The following is a 19,000-nucleotide window of genomic DNA, read 5'->3' on the forward strand; positions in this document are numbered from 1 at the left end:
TATTGTGCATTGTTAATAAATTTTATGGAAGAACGCTTAAAGGATTGATCGCGCTGGATTTGCCTCGCCATGTTCCGTTATGTACTTCAAAATGCAAGTGCTGCCCTGTTGATCTTCCTGTATTTCCCATATATCCAATAAACTGACCTTGGCTCACTTTTTGACCACTTGAAACGTTAATGCTTCTCAAATGCCCGTAAAGTGTAGTATACGTTTTACCGTTAATATTATGGATGATCATAATCACATTGCCGTAGCCGCTCATTTGTCCAGCATAACTAACCGTGCCGCCAGCAGAAGCGTAAACTGGAACCGTTCCCCGTTTCGCAATATCAATTCCTGCATGGAATCTGCCCCATCTCATACCCATTTTAGAGGTAAGAACACCTGAAGCCGGCCAGATAAAAGATCCGCTTCCTGCAGCTGATGATACAGATGGTTCTGGTGAAGATCCGCCATCGCTTGAAGCAGCAGCTTTATCGCTTGAAGCAACAGTTTTATCACTTGATTTAGAAGCAGATTGTGAAGCTTGAGCCTGTCTAGCCTTTTCTTCTTCTAGTCTTTTTAAATATTCTTGCTGCTGTTGTTCAATCATTTTTTGCTGCTTTGCCAGCATAGCATCTTGATGTACCAAATCTTCTAATTGATCCATTGCCTGGCCATGTTCCGCTTCCAATTGCCCCAACAATTTATCTTTTTCATCAATTTGCTTATCTAGCTCTTGTTTCAATGAAGCCAATTCAGATAAAGCTTCTTCCAAAGAGGACAGCTGCTTGTTTAATTTAGCCTCCGCTTCCTCTTTCAGTTTCATATCTCTTTCATGCTCTTCAATAATTTTTTGATCCGCATCAACGATCGTTGTAACAGCGCTTATACGAGTTACAAAATCATTGAAGCTTTTCGCACCTAAGATAACGTCGAGATAGCTGATTGTTCCTCCTGCTTCCTGCAAGGATTTTGCCCGTTCTTTTAACAGTTCATTCCGCTTTTCAATCCGTTTTTTTACTTCAGCAATTTGTTTTTTCAACTGTTCAATTTCAGCTTTAGTTTTCTTGATTTCATTCTCTTTCTCTTCGATTTTTTCACCAGTATCCAGCAATTTTTCATCTAACTTTTTAATCTCTTGATTAAGTTGATTTTGTTTTGTCTCTAATTCTTTTACTTCACTTTTCTTGCTTTCTATATTCGACTGAACATTGGACCGCTCATTTTGAATTCTTGCTTTTTTCTCCTCAAAGGATGACGCATAAGCGCTTTTGCTCAGCGGTACAAATACCCCGCTTGTCCCCAATATAGCTGTAAGACTTAATGTCACTATTCTCTTTTTCACAATCCGGTTCCTCCTCTTAATTCATGTTTTCAATCAATTCGATCTGGTATGGCAAGAGCTGCCTAAGACAAACTACACTTTCAAAAACTTTCGAACAGACATTAAGCTTCCCCATATGCCGATTAAGACGCCGATTAACAATAAGATAGCCGATATTTGAAAAACAAAAGGAGAAAATGGCAACAACTCAACAAAAGAACCTTGAATATAAGGAACGGCAATATTTACTAAGCTATTGTAGCTGACAACTAAAACTGTAATTGGTATGACAGCCCCCAGCGCTCCTAAAAACAAACCTTCTAAAAAGAACGGCCAGCGTATAAACCAGTTTGTTGCACCAACAAGTTTCATAATTTCTATTTCTCGTCTGCGGGCAAATATAGTGATTTTTATAGTGTTTGAGATTAAAAACATCGCAGTAAACACAAGCCCGATAATCAAGACTATGCCGATATTTCTTGAAACATTGACAACTTCAAACAATTTTTTCACAGTTTCTTCTCCATATTGAACATTTTCGACATAGCGCATTTTTTTAATTTCTTCCGCTACAACTGGAGTATCTTCGGGAACTTTCGTTTTGACGATAAAAACATCGTTTAAAGGATTATCCTGTTCAAATAGCTTGAATGACTCTCCTTTTTCACCGAAGCTTTTAATTAATTTTTCCAGCTCCTGGTCTTTGGAAGAAAATTGGACATTCTCTACTTTTTCTAGATTTTTCAATTTCGATTCAAGTTGGTTTTGAGCGTTTTGATCTGCTGTCCTGTCAATTAGCACGGTTATTTCAACATCTTCTTCAATGTTGCTGGCAATATTATTTAAATTCATCATAATAACCAAAAACGTGCCGACCAAAAGAAGGGTCACTGTTACGGCTGATATAGAGGCTATGGACATCCAAGCGTTTCGCCCAAGACTTTTTACCGCCTCCCGCAAATGACGACCGAGAGTTTTATTCATAAAGACCATACTCCCCTCTCGCCTCATCGCGTACAATTTTGCCGTCCTCAATCGTGATAACCCGCTTTCGAATCGTGTTCACGATCACTTTATTGTGGGTGGCCATTAACACCGTTGTGCCCCGATTGTTGATTTCCTCTAGCAATCTCATAATCTCCCAAGAGGTTTCAGGGTCCAAATTCCCTGTCGGCTCGTCTGCTATTATAACAGGCGGATTGTTTACTATGGATCTAGCAATTGATACGCGCTGCTGTTCACCGCCAGACAATTCGTCAGGGAAGGAACGGGCCTTATGCTTCAATTGCACAAGATCAAGCACATTTAATACTTTCTTTTTAATGTTCTTCGGATTTTCCCCGATCACTTCCAATGCGAAGGCAACATTCTCATAAACAGTCAATTTCGGCAATAATTTAAAATCTTGAAAGACAACCCCGATATTTCTCCGCAAATACGGCACTTCTTTTTCTTTTAGGTTTTCTAGTTGTATACCGTTTATGACAATACTGCCTTTTGTAGGCTTTTCTTCCCGATACATCAATTTGATAAATGTCGATTTTCCAGCACCGCTAGGACCTACGATGTATACAAATTCGCCTTGATTGATTTTTATTGAAATACCGTTAATGGCCAAAACACCATTCGAATAGGTTTTATAAACATCCTTCATTTCGATCATGCTATCACCTGAAGTCATTGAATTATTTCAGTACTTAGTCAAAAAAATTTTTATAACTTGAAACTAATGTTATTTTCTATTCGTCTATTAATTATGAAGCAGAAAACAAATCTTACATCCTTCCCACAAAAAACATTATAACATCATTTTTCGTCAAAAATAGACTTTTTCATATTACATTTTTGTTTCAATATCATATTTCGAGGGAAAATTTTTAAAATTCTTGTAAAAAAAACTACAAAATTTTCTATTATCTGCTATTTTTTTCTATAGCATAAAAAAGCGAGGGTGATCATGTCCCCTCGCTTCTTATGTTACTTTTGTCCTGCAAGCCACTCAGCGACAACATCTGCTTCGCTATCGTTCAATAAACCTTTTGGCATAGCGCCTTTGCCGTTTAAAATAATATCTTTTATTTCATCTTTGCTATATTTGCTTCCAACTTTCTGTAAACTCGGACCGGAAGCACCTTCAAGATTTTGTCCATGGCAGCTTGTACAATTTTGTTTTATCAGATCTTCTGCAGATGCAGTATTCTCAGCTTGATCTGTTCCGCCATTTGTTCCGCTTTCTTGGTCATTCCCGCCGCCCCCGCATGCAGCTAATACGAGTGAAAGACCAAATACTAAGATCAAGAACTTTTTCACTGCGAAATCCCCCTTCGCCAATTAGTCTCGAAGATATTATAACCTAATTATTGAGGTTTCAATCTGAAACAAATTGACCAACATTTGACAATCCTGTGAAAATAACTTGAATATTGATAAAAAAGAAAAAGGGTGTCTAATAAGTCGTTTTTACGCCTTATAGACGCCCCTTTAATGTTTTAGAAATGTTGATATATCAATGTTTATGATGTTTCGTTTCAATGGATTTTGCCTTTCTGGACAGCCCCACAAGTTCTCTAATCAAATGGGATTTAGGGCAGTTTTTCTTCGTCATTTTTCCGCATCACATTTCTATTCGCTCATCTTTTGTAAACGAGTCATCATCCTTTTCATAACAGCCTTAAGACAATTTTGCTCTTAAATATGCATCAATAAATGCATCAATTTCCCCATCCATTACAGCTTGAACGTTGCCGATTTCGACATTTGTCCGGTGATCTTTCACCAATGAATATGGATGGAAGACATAAGAACGGATTTGGCTACCCCAGCCAATTTCCTTTTGCTCTCCTCGAATTTCCGCTAATTCTTTTTCCTGCTCTTCAATTTTTAATTGGTATAGCTTAGATTTTAACATTTTCATTGCTCGTTCTCTGTTTTTAATTTGAGAGCGCTCCGTTTGGCATGTCACGACAATTCCAGTTGGCAAATGTGTAATCCGCACCGCCGAGTCGGTCGTATTTACGTGCTGCCCTCCCGCACCGCTTGAACGGTACGTGTCAATTTTCAAATCCTCGCTTCTAATTTCAATATCGATTTCATCATTAAATTCTGGCATCACTTCGCAGGAAACAAAGGAAGTATGGCGGCGGCCTGATGCATCAAAAGGAGAAATGCGCACTAACCGATGGACTCCTTTTTCCGCTTTTAAATAACCGTATGCATTGTGTCCTTTAATTAACAGCGTTACACTTTTTATTCCTGCTTCATCACCCGGAAGATAATCGATCGTTTCAACTTTAAATCCTTTCTTTTCCGCCCATCTCGTATACATTCGCAGGAGCATAGATGCCCAGTCCTGAGATTCCGTCCCTCCTGCTCCCGGATGAAGCTCTAAAATCGCGTTGTTTTTATCGTAAGGCTCATTTAAAAGAAGCTGTAATTCAAAATTATTCAATTCCTTCGTTAATTTTTTCAATTCGGATTCAAGCTCTCTTTGCAAATCATCATCCGGCTCTTCTTTAATAAGCTCGTAAGTTACTTGAAGATTTTCATATGATTCATTTAAATGGTTAAATTCTCCGACAAGATCTTTTAAGGCGTTTGCTTCATTAATTACCTTCTGAGCTTCTTGCTGGTCATCCCAAAAATTTGGCGCAGCCATTTGCTCCTCTAATTTTTTTATGCGTGCTTCCTTCTCTTCTAAGTCAAAGAGACCCCCTAAAATCCGCTAATCGTTTAGCCATTTTCTCCAGTTCATTCCGAATTTCTACTAAATCCATTAGTCCATCACCTCTAAAAATTTTTTGCACAGTATACTATATTTTTGCAGATTCGCTTTGTCCACTTATACATTAGTTAAAAAATTTATGGGACAGGCGAGACTGACATCTCGCCACACCCATTCTATTTAAAATCGTTATCTTCCGCAACAATGTTTGTATTTTTTGCCGCTTCCGCACGGACATGGCTCGTTGCGGCCAACCTCTTTTGCTTTTCTGACTGGTTTCTTTTTCGTCTGGGCGTCTCCTTCTTTCGGCTGCACGGCTTCGCCGACCGCCACTTCCTGACGTTCCAAATTGTTTTGAATTTCAGCTTTCATTATATATTTTGTAACCTCTTCTTGGATGGACGCAATCATGTTTTCAAACATTGTGTAGCCTTCCAATTGATATTCACGAAGCGGATCGGTTTGTCCGTATGCACGTAAATGAATGCCTTGGCGAAGATGATCCATTGCATCGATGTGATCCATCCATTTTGTATCAACGGCGCGGAGTACAATGACTCGTTCAAATTCACGCATGTTTTCCTCGCCAAAAGCAGCTTCTTTCTCATCATAACGCTTCTTCGCTTTTTCCCAAATGATATCAATGATTTCATCCGATTCTTTTCCGCGAAGGTCATTTACATTAAAGTCATCTGCTTCATCCAAAATATTTGCTTTTACCCAGTCGACTAATCCTTCAAGGTTCCAGTCTTCCGGAAGCTCTTCTTCAGGCGTAAATGACTGTACAACACGGGTAATCGTTTGTTGAATCATGTCTTCAACATTTTCTCGCAGATTTTCAGATTCAAGCACTTCATCTCTTTGTTTATAAATAATTTCACGCTGCTGACGGAGCACATCATCATATTGAAGAAGCTGCTTCCGCGCATCAAAGTTGTTTCCTTCCACCCGTTTTTGCGCCGATTCCACAGCACGGGTAATCATTTTGCTTTGAATCGGCTGGGAATCGTCCATTCCAAGCCGATCCATCATGCTCATCATACTTTCTGAACCGAATCGGCGCATCAGTTCATCTTCCATTGACAAATAAAACTGCGTAACACCCGGGTCTCCTTGACGTCCAGAACGTCCTCTCAGCTGATTGTCAATTCTTCGGGATTCATGGCGTTCTGTGCCGATGACAGCTAATCCACCCAACTCTTTTACGCCTTCGCCGAGCTTTATATCCGTTCCCCGTCCGGCCATATTTGTCGCGATCGTCACAGCATTCTTTTGTCCGGCTTGTTCAATAATTTCTGCTTCCTTTGCATGGTTTTTTGCATTCAACACATTGTGCGGAATTCCCCGCTTCTTAAGCATATTAGAAAGCAATTCAGATGTTTCAACCGCGACTGTACCTACTAGAACAGGCTGACCAATCATGTGCCGCTGAACGATGTCTTCTACAACCGCTTTAAATTTCCCCTCCATTGTACGGTAAACGAGGTCCGGACGATCTTCGCGGATAACCGGCTTGTTTGTCGGGATGGTAATAACCTGCATGTTATAAATGTTGCGAAATTCTTCTTCTTCTGTTTTCGCAGTACCTGTCATTCCCGCCAGCTTTTCATACATTCGGAAATAGTTTTGGAACGTGATCGTTGCCAACGTCATGCTTTCATTTTGAATTTCAAGGCCTTCTTTCGCTTCGATTGCCTGATGCAAACCGTCGCTGTAACGGCGGCCTTTCATTAACCGTCCGGTAAATTGGTCTACAATGATCACTTGTCCGTCTTCAACAACATAATCAACGTCTTTATGCATGACGACGTGGGCTTTCAGCGCATTGCTGATATGATGGTTTAGTGTGACGTTTTTTAAATCGAACAAATTATCAATATGGAAAGCACGCTCCGCTTTTTCAATCCCTTCTTCTGTAAGTTGAACGGATTTCGTTTTTTCATCATAAGTATAATCTTTATCCTTTTGAAGCGTTCTGACAAAAGCATTTGCCTGAATATACAGTTTGGTGGATTTTTGTGCTTGTCCAGAAATAATAAGCGGAGTTCTTGCTTCATCAATTAAAATGGAGTCTACCTCATCGATTACCGCAAAATGCAGAGGGCGCTGCACTTTTTGTTCCTTGTATAAAACCATATTGTCGCGCAAATAATCAAACCCAAGTTCGTTATTTGTTGAATAGGTGATATCAGCTTCGTAAGCAGCCTTTTTCTCCTCTTTTGACATACCGTTTAAATTTAAACCAACAGTCATGCCGAGAAATTCAAAAATTTTGCCCATTTCTTTTGCGTCCCGGCTTGCCAAATATTCATTGACGGTAACGACGTGAACGCCTTTCCGCGTCAACGCATTTAAGTAAACAGGCATCGTTGAGGTTAATGTTTTCCCTTCACCTGTCTTCATTTCCGCAATATTGCCTTCGTGAAGGGCAATAGCTCCCATAAGCTGTACTTTATATGGATACAGGCCGAGCACTCTGTGAGCGGCTTCTCTTACAACTGCATAGGCTTCCACAAGCAGATCATCGAGTGTTTCTCCCTTTTCAAGCCGTTCCGCAAACTCAGCTGTTTTTGACCTCAATTCCAAATCAGAAAGCTTTCTCATATCTGGACCGAGAGCATTTATTTTTTCAGCTATTTTTTCATAACGAGCTAAAGTGCGTTTATTCGGATCAAACACTTTATTTAAAAGTCCAAGCATCTTTAACGCTCCTTAATTTATTTTATTATTTTAGTTTCTTTTAAATTTTATCACTGCTTTTCCAAGCGTACAACTTTTGCTGTGTGAAAGTCTTTCCATAAACCCGTCCCATTTGTCTACATTTTATTTGCTTGAAGGTAAAAAAAGTACAGCCAAGGTAGGCTGCACTTTTTTTATATAATAAATTTTACTCATTCGGTTCAATTAATCCATAGCGGCCGTCTTTTCTGCGGTAGACAACATTTGTTCTATTTGTATCAGAGTTCGTAAAAACAAAGAAGTTATGGCCGAGCATGTTCATTTGCAAAATAGCTTCCTCAGTATCCATCGGCTTTAAATTGAACCGTTTTGTTCTTACAAGTTCGATATCCTCTTCATTCACATCAGTGTCATCATTCGTTTCCGCATTGATGAAATATTTAGCATCAACTTGTTGTTCACGAAGCTTCCGGTTTACTCTTGTTTTATGCTTGCGGATCTGACGTTCAAGCTTATCAACGACAAGATCAATCGCAGCATACATATCTTCATGATATTCCTCAGCACGCATCACTAAATGCGTCATTGGAATCGTTACTTCAATTTTAGATTCTTTGTCATTATAATATTTTAAATTCACATTTGCATCGGCTTGTACTCCATTATCAAAATAACGTTCAAGTTTAGATAACTTTTTTTGTACATATTCTCTTAATGCTGGAGTTACTTCAATGTTTTCCCCTCTAATGTTGTATTTCATATTGAGCTCCTCCTTTTATTAAGGGATATATATATAGTTCGATGTTTCGTTCGTTTTTCCTTTCACAAAATAAAAAAAATCGTGAACATTTTATGAATGCTGATGAGCGGGGAAAACGATTTTCACACTTTCATCCATCGCTACATGATCGTGTCTTTTTGTACATATATTGCTATTTTTTCTTATCATAAAAAATGCCATCAATAGTGGCATTCGCATAAGAGTTCATATATTTTTTTGTCATCTCTTTCTGGGCTTTCATCTTGACGATATCATGTTGTATCTCTTGTTTTATTAGTTTAAGCTGCTCAACAAGAATTTGATTCAATTGGATAATTTTTCTTCCTGCTTCTTTCTCCTTGGGCGTGAAGGGAGGATTCATGCTTTTTGTTAACTCCTCCCGTTTTGCTAGCAAGTCTTCTATTTTTTGTATCACTTGATCACGGTCGCGATGTTGATCTTTAGACCGTTTTGTCAATTCCACTAACTCTTCCGTTATTTCCAACAATTTTTCCACTTCGTCCATTACGCTTGTCCGCCTTCACTATGCCGCTGTTTCCGGTTGATTTGGATTACTTCTTTCCACGTATCTCTGAACTCTGTCACATATCCTTCCACTTCTTCAATAATGGTGACATCGTTTTTAAAATTGGCCTCAACAAGCCGTCGATTCATGTACTCATACAGTGCGTACATATTTTTAGAAATCTCAATATCCATATTTAGCGTGGCCATTAGTTCACAAATGATTCTTTGTGCTTTTTGCAAATTTTCGTTTTTTTGTTGGATAGATTTTTCTTCTATTGCTTTTTTCGCAAGCTTTAAAAATTTTAAACACCCGTTATAAAGCATTAACGTGAGTTCACCCGGTGATGCAGTTTGTACGCTGTTTTCCAAATAAGATTGATAAGGATTGTTCATTGCCATTTAAGACACTCCTCAGATATCATATCCATTAAAAAGTAAATAGTAAAGGCAGACGATTAAGCGCCGCCTCCAAATAATTGCATCAAATATGCTGACTGTTGGTTCGCCCGCTGAATCGCCTGTTCCATTGCCGTAAATTGCCGATAATATCTTGATTCGATTTGTATAAGCCGATCTTGAAAGGCATTGATTCGATTATCCAAATCTTTTAAGTTTTTTCCAATCGTAAACTGGTCATTTGTAGACAAAGACGTTCCCGCTTTGTCTTTGATTTTTGTCATCATACCTTTCAAAGAATCGCGGAGACGGCGGGCAATCCCTTTATCATTGTAAGATTCGCCGTCAGACATAAATAGTTTATAGATCGCTTCTGGATTTTCCTGAATTTTTTCCCGGAGTTTATTTTCATCAATTGTAAGTTTGCCTCGATCCAAATAATTGGCTGTTGTTGAAATCCCAATATCCGTAAGCTGCTTAAACCCTTTCAAAGTATCTCCGGCGACAGGAGAATATAAATCCAACCGCATTTGATTAAGACCGCTTGTTAAAATCGCATCGCCGCGAAGAAGGCCACTTTTCGCTTTTTCTTCCCACAGCTCGATTTGCTTTTCCGTCATTTCCTCTTTTTGTTCATCCGTTAGGGGAGGAAAATTCCGGAAGCGCTCTTCTGTTAATTTGCCATTAATCTTTTCAATCACTTCATTATATTTATTAACAAATTTTACAATAGTATCGAGAATTGCATCAACATCTGTTGATGTAGAAATCGTAACAGGACTTGTCGTTACATTTTTAATTGTATATTCAATCCCCGCAATCGTAAACGTATTAGATGTTTGGACAGTTTCGTAGCCGTTGATTTTAACTTTTGCATTTTGACCCGCAGTTTCGGGGATTAGGTTAAACGTTGTATCATCAAGTGAAAAACCTAGGCTTTGCAAAAAATCAAATGTTTCACTATCGGCAGCTTTAATCGTTCCGCCTTCACCTGTTTTATTATTCGTTAAAACGAGCCTTTCCACACCAGATGAATCCTTTAATTTCATCCCCGTAACGCCTAGATTTGAGCTGTTGATTTTGTAGATAACATCATCAAGCGTATCATTTTCACCAATATTAATCGTCACTTCTCTCGTTTCTGTTGAACCTGGATCGGTCACTTCAAATTTTAGCGTTCTTGCACCAGATGTAAAATTATTTAACGTTGCTGCACTATATGTGGCAGCCTTAGCCAATTGTTGGACTTCAATCGCTGTTGACGTATTAGCTGAAGCGTTGATTGCCTTTGCCACAACAGCTGACTCATCAGAGCTCGTCACTTTTTTTTGTCGGAAATTCGACAGTCTGTATACGCCGTCAAAAATCAATCTGTCCAATTCGTCCAACAGCTTGTTGATTTCCCTGTAGCTGTCGCGCTGCCATTCAAAAATTTGCTTTTGTTGGACCATTTTATCGAGCGGAATTCTTTCCGCCTTCATTAAATCTTTTACGAGAGCGTCAATGTCCATTCCGCTTGCCAAACCGACAATTCGCATTTTTTCCACCCCTAGTTAAATTTTCCGATCCACGATTAATCCCATCAGCTCTGCCATTGCCGCATATATATCAAGCATTTTTTTCGGAGGAATTTCCCTGATGACTTCGTTCGTCTCTACATTGACAACTTGTACAAAATATTCTTTCAGTTCTTCATGAAGTACAAATTGAATCGATGTTTTAATCGGCTTCAAAAAATTGTTCAAATCCTCAATTGCTTCCTCCAGCGTAACTTTAGCTTTTTTTTCTTCTTCTTGGACAGGCTGCTGGTTTTCAGGCATTGACAATTTTTCCTCTTTTCCTTGCATATCCTGCAAAAAAGCATTATTATTAACACCGGTTATCTTTTGTATTCCCATATTCCTTCTCCTCCGAGGAATTCTTGCTATTTTATTTATCGGTAAAAAATTGCCTTGTTTTAGCATCTTTTGACAAAACATTCATAACTTTATTGAAATGATTTCTTAATTTTTAAAATATTGAGTTTATGAAATCGGTAAGCTGAAGGGCTGCTTAAAATCCACACAACCATTTTTTATTCTTCTAAAAGCTTAGGTCGTTTAAGATGGGGAAGGCTTCCAATTTACTAGTAGAGTAGAAAACTGTTTTCAAAGGGACAGCCTATGCTGTCTCTTTTGCTCTCAGCTTCCCCTCATCAAACCGTACGTGAGGTTTTCCCTCATACGGCTTTCCGACGTTCTTCCTTTGGCTTTCGTTCTTGTCTAACTTGCTAATTTCACTAATAAGCCTTGTGTTAATTTTATAACTTCTTTCATTCTCGCATGTTTCTTCCTTTGGTTCTTCTTCTTATTCCAGTACAGAGTAAGTCTTTCTAATACATACCAGTCCACTTTATTTAGCCACTTCTTGGCGATGGACGAAATACTGTAGTAATTCTTAAATCCTTGTAAAATTCGATTGAGCCCTTTCACCAGTTCTTTGATGTCCATAAATCGCTTGTTCCTTGGACTCGTATATTCCTTAAATTCATTTTCATTTTCTTCATGGCTTTCTTACTTGGAAATGTGAGACATGACATAAACTTTCGAGCCACCCTTGTTCATCACAGGAAATTTCCGATGGTGTAGATCTAGAAAGTCAAATCCGTTTGTGTCGTCCCATAGGCTGACCAGTTTGGATTTCTCTGTGTTGATTTCAAGGTCGAGTTTCTTCATGATGGCTTTTAGTACTTGAATGCTCTCCAGCGCCTCGTTTTTCGTGCGACACATGATCACGAAATCATCTGCGTATCGCACCAGTTCTCCTAAGTGTAGGAACTTCTTCTTTCATATCGTGTCCATATAATGCAGGTAGCTGTTCGCTAAAAGAGGCGAAATGACTCCGCCCTGCGGGGTACCCTTTTCGGTGTTATGAAACTGTCCATCTTCCATTACACCTTAGCTGGGCGCGCTAAAAAACAAAACCCCTTTTTCAACAATAGCTTTGTGAAAAAGGGGTTTTGAAAACCTCGTCAAAAGGTTCAGTTTTAATTTGGACCGTCAACTGCTCCATTATGCTTGCTAAGTTTAAACGAATACAGGTTGAAATTCATCGGTCACTTGTTGGAATCCATTATTTTCTTCATAAGCTTCTTCACGTTCCACATCAAATCTTTCCATAATCGGCAAATCATTCGCAGAGAACAGGTAAGAATCTTTTTCGGCAACATGCTCATGCCACGCCCAATTCGGAACAACGAAGAAATCGCCGCTTTCCCAATCAAAGCGCACACCGTTGATAATACTGTACCCAGATCCTTTATAGACATGGTAAATAGTCGAGTGCGTATGACGGTGAGCTTTTGAATGAAACCCTTTTGGAAGCAATTGCATCCAAGCGGAAATCGTCGGATTGGCTTGTTTGCCTGTTGAAGGATTGATATATTCAACCGCATATCCATCGTACGGATCTGGATCAAAGCGTTTTAAACCTTGAATAGCTGCTTCAGTCTGCTTCCATTTATAAGACCCTAACGGAGCGATTTTTGGTTCACGGTCAGAAATTGGACGAACCATGCCACCTTCATATCTTTGCGATGAGTAATTATCAGGAACTTTCGGTTGTTCAATTCCGTCTGGATAAGGATCAAAGAACGTGCCGCCAATCGAATAGATAGTTGGAATATCAAGACAGTCCATCCAAATCATCGGCTCATCACCCGGATGTCCATGACCATGCCAAAGCCCTTTCGGAGTAATGAGATAATCGCCTTCCTCCATAAAAATCCGCTCGCCTTGCACAATTGTATAAGCGCCTTTTCCTTGACTGATAAAGCGCAGCGCACTTTGCGAATGGCGATGCGAAGGCGCTACTTCACCGGGAAGAATTAATTGTACGGCAGCATAAAGCGTTTGTGTTGTTGATGCCCATCCCCAAGGCTTTCGATAAGTCAATCCAGGATTTTGAAAATAAATCGCCCGTCTTTCCCCGCCGCGCTCAGGAGTAAAAATTTCAGTTGCTTCCATCAATTTTTTATAAAGGGTTTTCCATTTCCAAAGATACGCTTCAGCTTGCGGAGTTGGCTGGCGATGCATTAAATCTGGAATAGCATCCCAAAGCGGTCCTAGATGGTATTGCTCAATATCTTTTGTGAAATCTCGGACAATTTTACTTTTAAAAAACTCATTTTTTTCCGCCATGATGAACTAACCTCCTCTATTCTTTTAAAGCTTTGATAAATTACGTTGAATTTGGCTATAATGCTTGCTTGCATGTTCGACAAGCAGGTGGTCGACAATAAAAGACATCGGTTTTGTTCCGAAACGAGGATTGCGGCTCGGGGCCTCTGATTTTAAATCTTCTTCTGACAGCTTGCTCAACACTTTTTCCACTTGATCTTTTACGTTTTCAAGCTTGTTTAGCACGTCTGAAACTTCACGTTTTTCTGTATTAGCAACAGCAGCAAGCCTGTTTTCATCCGTAAGTCCTCTTCCCCATTCTGTACCCGGCGACTCAAGCAGCCGCTCAATTTCGTTTAACCAGTATGGAATCGCTTCTTCAACATGGCAAAGAATTTGCATGATGGACCATTCTTCTTCTGATGGATTCCAACGAATGGTCTCTTCTGAAAGACTTTTTGTAGTTTCAATCATTTGGTCAATGGATTGTTTTATGCTTTCAATCGCTTCGTTCATATTAGTCATTCGCTGATCTCCCCCGTCACTTTTTTCACTTTATTTTCTAATGCACCGATGCCGTCTATCTCGATGCGGACAACATCTCCATCTTTTAAAAATACTTGAGGGTCTCTTGCTACACCAACACCTCCTGGAGTTCCTGTCAAAATGACATCTCCCGGCTCAAGGGTCATAAGTCCAGATAGAAATTCAACCAAGTACTGTACGGAAAAGACAAGATTTTTCGTGTTAGAACGCTGACGTTCTTCACCGTTAACCGTTAAGACTACTTCCAGACCAGAAGGATCTGACAGCTCATCGGTTGTTACTAACCACGGTCCCATCGGAGCGCTTCCATCCACTGTCTTGCCTTGAAGCCATTGCAGCGTACGGCGTTGAAGATCCCGGTAAGTCACATCATTCACAATTGTATAGCCTGCAACATAATCCAATGCTTCTGCTTGGGAAACATTGCGCGCCCGTTTTCCAATCACAAAAGCAAACTCAGCTTCATAATCCAGCTGATCGGAAATTGGATAATGAGGAATGTCATCCTCCGGTCCGATGACAGTATTCGCGAATTTCGCAAAAACTACAGGATATGGAGGAATCTCTCTTCCCATTTCCAAAATATGCTCCCTGTAGTTATGGCCTACGCAAATCATTTTCCCCGGCGATGGCACTGGTGCTTCCACTTTTACATCTTCTTTGGAAAACACAAGCTGCTTTCCTTTATATTTTTCATGTTTTAAAGCAAATGCAACTGCTTCTTTTGCATAGTCCAAGCTTTCCTTTCCGCCTTGTAAAAATCCGTTCATATCTGCCGGCACATACGCCTCAGCAATTTGTTTGAAGCGCAATTTCCCTTCCGATTCCAGCTTTTTTTCAAATGCGGCATGCAGATCAATCACTTTTCCATCCTCAATTGCACCGATGCGTGTGACGCCTTGTTCTGTAAACGTGATCAGTTTCACTATTGAAACCCCTTTCATTGATTATGGTCTTGTTACCATCTTAATATTGAAAAAAATCTAAAAATACATTATTTTTCTTATATACAGAACAAAAATGGATTTCCTCATCAATCAAAAAATTTTTTACAGGTGATATGGATGGCTTCTCAAAATAAAAAAAGAATTTCTTCCGTTGAAAACGCTTTAAAAATTTTGAAAAGCTTTTCAATGGACGAACCGGAACTGGGTGTGTCAGAAATAGCCGAAAAGCTAAATATCGGAAAAAGCACTGCCCACAGACTTTTAACAAGCTTAGCCAGCGAAGGATTTGTATACAAAGATATAAACACAAACCATTACAGTTTAGGTGCTTCGATCTTGACATTAACAAGCATCGTTAGCTCCCAATTGAAAATTTTAAATGAGGCGACGCCGGTTCTAAATGTTTTAACAGAGGAGACAGGCGAAAATTCGCACATTTCCATATTAGAAGGCACCGAAATTATTTATTTGCAAAAAATTGAATGCACGTATCCTTCAAAAAAAGAATATACCCATATCGGCAGAAGGAATCCTGTCTACTGCACAAGTCCCGGTCAAGCCATTTTAGCCTTTGAAGACGAAGAAGTAATCGAGAAAATTTGCTCGCAGCCCTTCAAAAAATACGGTCCGAACACGATCACTTCACCCGAGCAATTAAAAGAAAAGCTTTTGAAAATAAAAAAAGAAGGCTACGCCGTTTGCAATCAAGAGTTCCAAAAAGGGATCATCGGAATCGGTGCGCCCATTTTTAATGAACATAACAAAGTGGTTGCAGCAGTGAACATTACCGGCTCTACGAAGCGAATCAATTCCATTAACATCAAGCAGCTTATAAAAAAAGTGGTGAATGCGGGAGAAAGAATTTCTGAATTAATAAAACAGAGAAAAACGAAGCAATTGTTCGGAAATGACGACTAGACTGGAGGACTAACATGAGCGAAAAATATTTGCTGTCATCTGTGAAGAACGCAATGAAAATTCTGCGTCTTTTTACACATAAACAAAAAGAGCTAGGGATTACCGAAATATCAAAAAAATTAAATATTTCCAAAAGCAGCGCCCATCGCCTTGTTTCATTGCTTGTAAAGGAAGGATTTTTATCAAAAAATCCCCGGACAAACAAGTATCGATTAGGCCTTTCGATTCTAACATTAGGAGGCGTGATTTTCAGCAATCATGAGTTGTACAAAGAAGCGCTGCCCATTGTAAAAAAGCTTGTTCACACATTAAATGAATCCGCACATATTTGTCTTTTGGAAGAGGATCAAGTAGTGTATTTGTTCCGAATTGAAAGCAGCCAGCCCGATCGGCTGTTAACATATATAGGGCGGAAAAATCCGATTCATTGCACAAGTGAAGGGTTATGCATTCTGGCTTATCAAAACAAACGAACAATTGAAAAAGTTTTGTCGAAAAAATTATATGCATACACTCCCTATACGATCACCGATCCAGACATTTTAAAAAATGAGTTAAAAAAAATTAAAAAACAAGGATTTGCCATATCAAAAGACCAATTTTATGTCGGGTATGTCGGGATCGCAGCACCAATTCGCGATTATTCCGGCAAAGTGGTGTCTTCACTATCCATGATTGGCTCAACTGCCAGAATGACAGATGATCGGTTTCCAGTCTTTATTGAACATATTACGCAAGCAGCTAAAAGCATATCAGAGCATCTAGGTTATATCGACGGAAAATGAGTACATTTTTTAAAATTTTGAATTTTTTGTTTTGTATAAAAGAACTAGAATATTCCTTTTTCTTTCTTTTCTCACTATGATAAGAAACTAGCTACAAGTCTAAAAGGGAGGAATATTCATGGTTCATACAGTACAAACACAAGAAAACGAACTTAGGTCGCTGCAATTGCAAAAACTGAATCGATTGTTACATTTTGTTTTGAATCATAATGAATTTTATAAAGAAAAACTTGCCGGTTTAAAGCTTCCGCTGCAATCTTTGGAAGAAATGAAAAAGCTTCCTTTCACAATGAAAAAGGAATTGGTCGATGATCAAAACAATCATCCTCCATACGGCAAAAACCATTCATACCCTTTAGAGGAATATGTAAGATACCATCAAACTTCCGGCACTTCAGGGAAACCGCTGAAAATTTTAGACACAAAAAAAAGCTTTGAATGGTGGGAAACATGCTGGCTGGAAGTTTATCGCTCCAGCGGAGTTACGAAAAAAGACAGAGTATTTTTCGCCTTTTCGTTCGGTCCTTTTATTGGATTTTGGGCTGCATTTGAAGGAGCAAAACGATTAGGTGCCCTTTCGATTTCATCCGGCAGCCAAACTTCGATTGAGCGATTGAGAAGCATGATAGAAAACAGAGCAACAGTACTAGTCTGTACTCCAAGCTACGCTTTACATCTGGCGGAAGTAGCAGAAGAAAACGGCATTGATATTAAAAATGGCCCTGTCCAAAAAATCATTACGGCTGGTGAACCTGGAGGCTCTGTCCCTTCTACACGAAAGCAAATTGAAAGTTTGTGGGGAGCCGTTTTATATGACCACGTAGGCATGACAGAAATGGGAGCATACGGTTATTCTTGTTCAGAACAAAAAGGGATTCATGTCAATGAATCGGAGTTTATTGTAGAAGTGATCAATCCTAACACGTTGGAGCCGGTGGAAGTTGGTGAAAAAGGAGAATTAGTATTAACCAATTTAGGAAGAGAAAGCTATCCGGTTATTCGCTATCGGACAGGCGATATCGTAATCCGGTCTGATCAGCAATGTGAATGCGGCAATTCCTATCAATTTTTCCCTGGAGGAATTCTCGGACGCGCAGACGATATGGTCATAATACGGGGCATTAACATTTACCCGTCTTCCATTGAATCCATTATTCGCGAATTCAAAGAAGTGAAAGAATTTCGCATCGTGTACTACACAGAAAATGAGATGGATCAAATCAAAGTGGAAATTGAATGCGATTCTGAACAAATCGTGCCTATCCTCGCAACAAAATTGAGAGAACGAGTCGGTTTAAGAATCCAAGTTGAAAAAGTTCCAGACAACGAGCTGCCTCGCTTTACAATGAAAGCAAGAAGGGTTGTGGACAATCGAAAAAAAAGATAAACACATATATTTTTGAAAACGTTTTCTATATAACTAAAAAAGGATAAGGAAAGCTCAGATTTTCTTATCTCAAAAAAATAAAGCAGCCTTGCTTCATTTGTAAGAAGACAAGGCTGCTATTTTGCATAATTTTATTCTTCAAACTTAAAAACGGCTTTTTTCTGACAAAACTTGCATTTCTTTTTCGTGTAATGACTTAATATTATGACATGCGGTGCATCTAACAGCTTCAGCGATTCCTTTACATGCTTTTCGCACGAAAATATGGCTGCCGCACACATATGGAACCCCTACATGATATAAAATGTTTGGTTGTTTGAACCTAATGGAATATGTCCCATTTCTAAAATATCAACTAAATAGGCAAATGGATTTTCTCCCCATTCGTTTATATTTGCAACCAATTCCCATGCGCATGCCAACAAGCTGATGTACATGGCATGGCCAACTAAAAACCGAATGAATGATTCATCTGAAAATGTTTTGAAGGCACCTTTATAGACTTCATGAAATACAGCTTCCGGCAAATGATAGACGATTTCGTTCAAAATTTCCTCTTGTCCGGATTGATCAATTTTCTCTTTCAGCCTGTCAGGCAGCACCTTCAATGCTTCCCATAAAGAGCTGTTAGTTAACCGAATGGTATCGTATATATTTCCAATTTCATCTTTTGAAATCCACTTAATTTCGTAATTTGCTATATTCAGTGATTGCAAAAATTTTTCTGCTTTATTCTGGACGTCATCATGAATTGTTCCGACATGCTGGTACCAGTTAATGTTTAGCAGACGATCCGCCATTTGATTGACTCGTTCATGCTTGAAATCATATGAAGCATGGTTCTCAATGAGCGTAATTGACATGTTT

19 protein-coding genes and 1 pseudogene are annotated in these 19,000 nt (G+C 39.1%); 3 read left to right on the forward strand and 17 right to left on the reverse strand.

Annotated elements, in window-relative coordinates; translation table 11 throughout:
- Nucleotides 1-22: 22 nt before the first annotated feature.
- From FB379_RS18960 to FB379_RS05600, 16 genes and pseudogenes are all read right to left on the reverse strand, one after another.
- The gene (locus FB379_RS18960; protein ID WP_144597353.1) at nucleotides 23-1,330 is read right to left on the reverse strand and encodes a murein hydrolase activator EnvC family protein; all 1,308 of its coding nucleotides are present in this window, start codon (nucleotides 1,328-1,330) and stop codon (nucleotides 23-25) included.
- 72 nt (nucleotides 1,331-1,402) lie between these two features.
- A complete protein-coding gene (ftsX, locus tag FB379_RS05535; protein ID WP_144597355.1) occupies nucleotides 1,403-2,293 on the reverse strand; it encodes a permease-like cell division protein FtsX in 891 nt (296 codons plus the stop codon).
- Nucleotides 2,286-2,972, reverse strand: coding sequence for a cell division ATP-binding protein FtsE (gene ftsE, locus FB379_RS05540; RefSeq protein ID WP_063389197.1), 687 nt, complete (start codon nucleotides 2,970-2,972; stop codon nucleotides 2,286-2,288). Before ftsE ends, ftsX begins: the two co-directional genes overlap by 8 nt.
- A 314-nt stretch (nucleotides 2,973-3,286) precedes the next feature.
- Nucleotides 3,287-3,619 (reverse strand): cytochrome c551, encoded by a 333-nt coding sequence (cccB, locus tag FB379_RS05545; RefSeq protein ID WP_063389198.1) that lies wholly within the window; start codon nucleotides 3,617-3,619, stop codon nucleotides 3,287-3,289.
- A 361-nt stretch (nucleotides 3,620-3,980) separates the two neighbouring features.
- Nucleotides 3,981-5,082, reverse strand: a protein-coding gene (gene prfB, locus FB379_RS05550; RefSeq protein WP_144597357.1) for a peptide chain release factor 2 whose coding sequence is annotated in 2 segments (ribosomal slippage) — nucleotides 3,981-5,009 and nucleotides 5,011-5,082 — 1,101 coding nt in all. Because the reading frame shifts where the segments join, the coding sequence is not laid out codon by codon here.
- A gap of 137 nt (nucleotides 5,083-5,219) precedes the next feature.
- A complete protein-coding gene (gene secA / locus FB379_RS05555; RefSeq protein WP_063389200.1) occupies nucleotides 5,220-7,730 on the reverse strand; it encodes a preprotein translocase subunit SecA in 2,511 nt (836 codons plus the stop codon).
- Nucleotides 7,731-7,917: 187 nt separating this feature from the next.
- Nucleotides 7,918-8,469 (reverse strand): ribosome hibernation-promoting factor, HPF/YfiA family, encoded by a 552-nt coding sequence (hpf, locus tag FB379_RS05560; protein WP_063389201.1) that lies wholly within the window; start codon nucleotides 8,467-8,469, stop codon nucleotides 7,918-7,920.
- Nucleotides 8,470-8,641: 172 nt separating this feature from the next.
- The gene (gene fliT / locus FB379_RS05565) at nucleotides 8,642-8,995 is read right to left on the reverse strand and encodes a flagellar protein FliT (RefSeq protein ID WP_066249842.1); all 354 of its coding nucleotides are present in this window, start codon (nucleotides 8,993-8,995) and stop codon (nucleotides 8,642-8,644) included.
- Nucleotides 8,995-9,396 carry a flagellar export chaperone FliS gene (gene fliS, locus FB379_RS05570; protein WP_063389203.1) on the reverse strand — a complete coding sequence of 134 codons (402 nt, stop codon included), beginning with the start codon at nucleotides 9,394-9,396 and terminating at the stop codon, nucleotides 8,995-8,997. Before fliS ends, fliT begins: the two co-directional genes overlap by 1 nt.
- 56 nt (nucleotides 9,397-9,452) lie before the next feature.
- The gene (locus FB379_RS05575) at nucleotides 9,453-10,931 is read right to left on the reverse strand and encodes a flagellar hook-associated protein 2 (protein WP_066249845.1); all 1,479 of its coding nucleotides are present in this window, start codon (nucleotides 10,929-10,931) and stop codon (nucleotides 9,453-9,455) included.
- 15 nt (nucleotides 10,932-10,946) lie between these two features.
- Complete coding sequence (gene flaG, locus FB379_RS05580) at nucleotides 10,947-11,291, reverse strand: flagellar protein FlaG (protein WP_063389205.1); 345 nt, start codon at nucleotides 11,289-11,291, stop codon at nucleotides 10,947-10,949.
- A 363-nt stretch (nucleotides 11,292-11,654) separates the two neighbouring features.
- Nucleotides 11,655-11,885 (reverse strand): annotated as a pseudogene (locus FB379_RS18725) (group II intron maturase-specific domain-containing protein); the annotation flags it as partial.
- A 60-nt stretch (nucleotides 11,886-11,945) separates the two neighbouring features.
- Complete coding sequence (locus FB379_RS18730; protein ID WP_066249849.1) at nucleotides 11,946-12,188, reverse strand: reverse transcriptase domain-containing protein; 243 nt, start codon at nucleotides 12,186-12,188, stop codon at nucleotides 11,946-11,948.
- 270 nt (nucleotides 12,189-12,458) lie between these two features.
- The gene (locus FB379_RS05590; protein WP_063389206.1) at nucleotides 12,459-13,571 is read right to left on the reverse strand and encodes a cupin domain-containing protein; all 1,113 of its coding nucleotides are present in this window, start codon (nucleotides 13,569-13,571) and stop codon (nucleotides 12,459-12,461) included.
- 24 nt (nucleotides 13,572-13,595) lie between these two features.
- A complete protein-coding gene (locus FB379_RS05595) occupies nucleotides 13,596-14,075 on the reverse strand; it encodes a DinB family protein (RefSeq protein ID WP_094245185.1) in 480 nt (159 codons plus the stop codon).
- Nucleotides 14,072-15,022: a fumarylacetoacetate hydrolase family protein gene (locus FB379_RS05600; protein ID WP_094245184.1), complete on the reverse strand. Its 951-nt coding sequence runs from the start codon at nucleotides 15,020-15,022 to the stop codon at nucleotides 14,072-14,074. Before FB379_RS05600 ends, FB379_RS05595 begins: the two co-directional genes overlap by 4 nt.
- Nucleotides 15,023-15,160: 138 nt before the next feature.
- On the opposite strand from FB379_RS05600, the gene FB379_RS05605 reads away from it, so the two are divergent.
- The 3 genes from FB379_RS05605 (at nucleotide 15,161) to FB379_RS05615 (ending at nucleotide 18,133) form a co-directional block, all read left to right on the forward strand.
- Nucleotides 15,161-15,961, forward strand: a complete 801-nt coding sequence (locus FB379_RS05605; RefSeq protein ID WP_063389209.1) for an IclR family transcriptional regulator — start codon at nucleotides 15,161-15,163, stop codon at nucleotides 15,959-15,961.
- Between the two features lie 14 nt (nucleotides 15,962-15,975).
- A complete protein-coding gene (locus FB379_RS05610) occupies nucleotides 15,976-16,746 on the forward strand; it encodes an IclR family transcriptional regulator (protein ID WP_063389210.1) in 771 nt (256 codons plus the stop codon).
- A 118-nt stretch (nucleotides 16,747-16,864) separates the two neighbouring features.
- A complete protein-coding gene (locus FB379_RS05615; RefSeq protein WP_094245183.1) occupies nucleotides 16,865-18,133 on the forward strand; it encodes a phenylacetate--CoA ligase family protein in 1,269 nt (422 codons plus the stop codon).
- Nucleotides 18,134-18,423: 290 nt separating this feature from the next.
- On the opposite strand, the gene FB379_RS05620 is transcribed toward FB379_RS05615, so the two are convergent.
- Nucleotides 18,424-18,996, reverse strand: a complete 573-nt coding sequence (locus tag FB379_RS05620; protein ID WP_144597359.1) for a hypothetical protein — start codon at nucleotides 18,994-18,996, stop codon at nucleotides 18,424-18,426.
- Between the last annotated feature and the right edge of the window lie 4 nt (nucleotides 18,997-19,000).

The organism is Aeribacillus composti (genome assembly GCF_007827555.1).
GTDB lineage: Bacteria > Bacillota > Bacilli > Bacillales > Aeribacillaceae > Aeribacillus > Aeribacillus composti.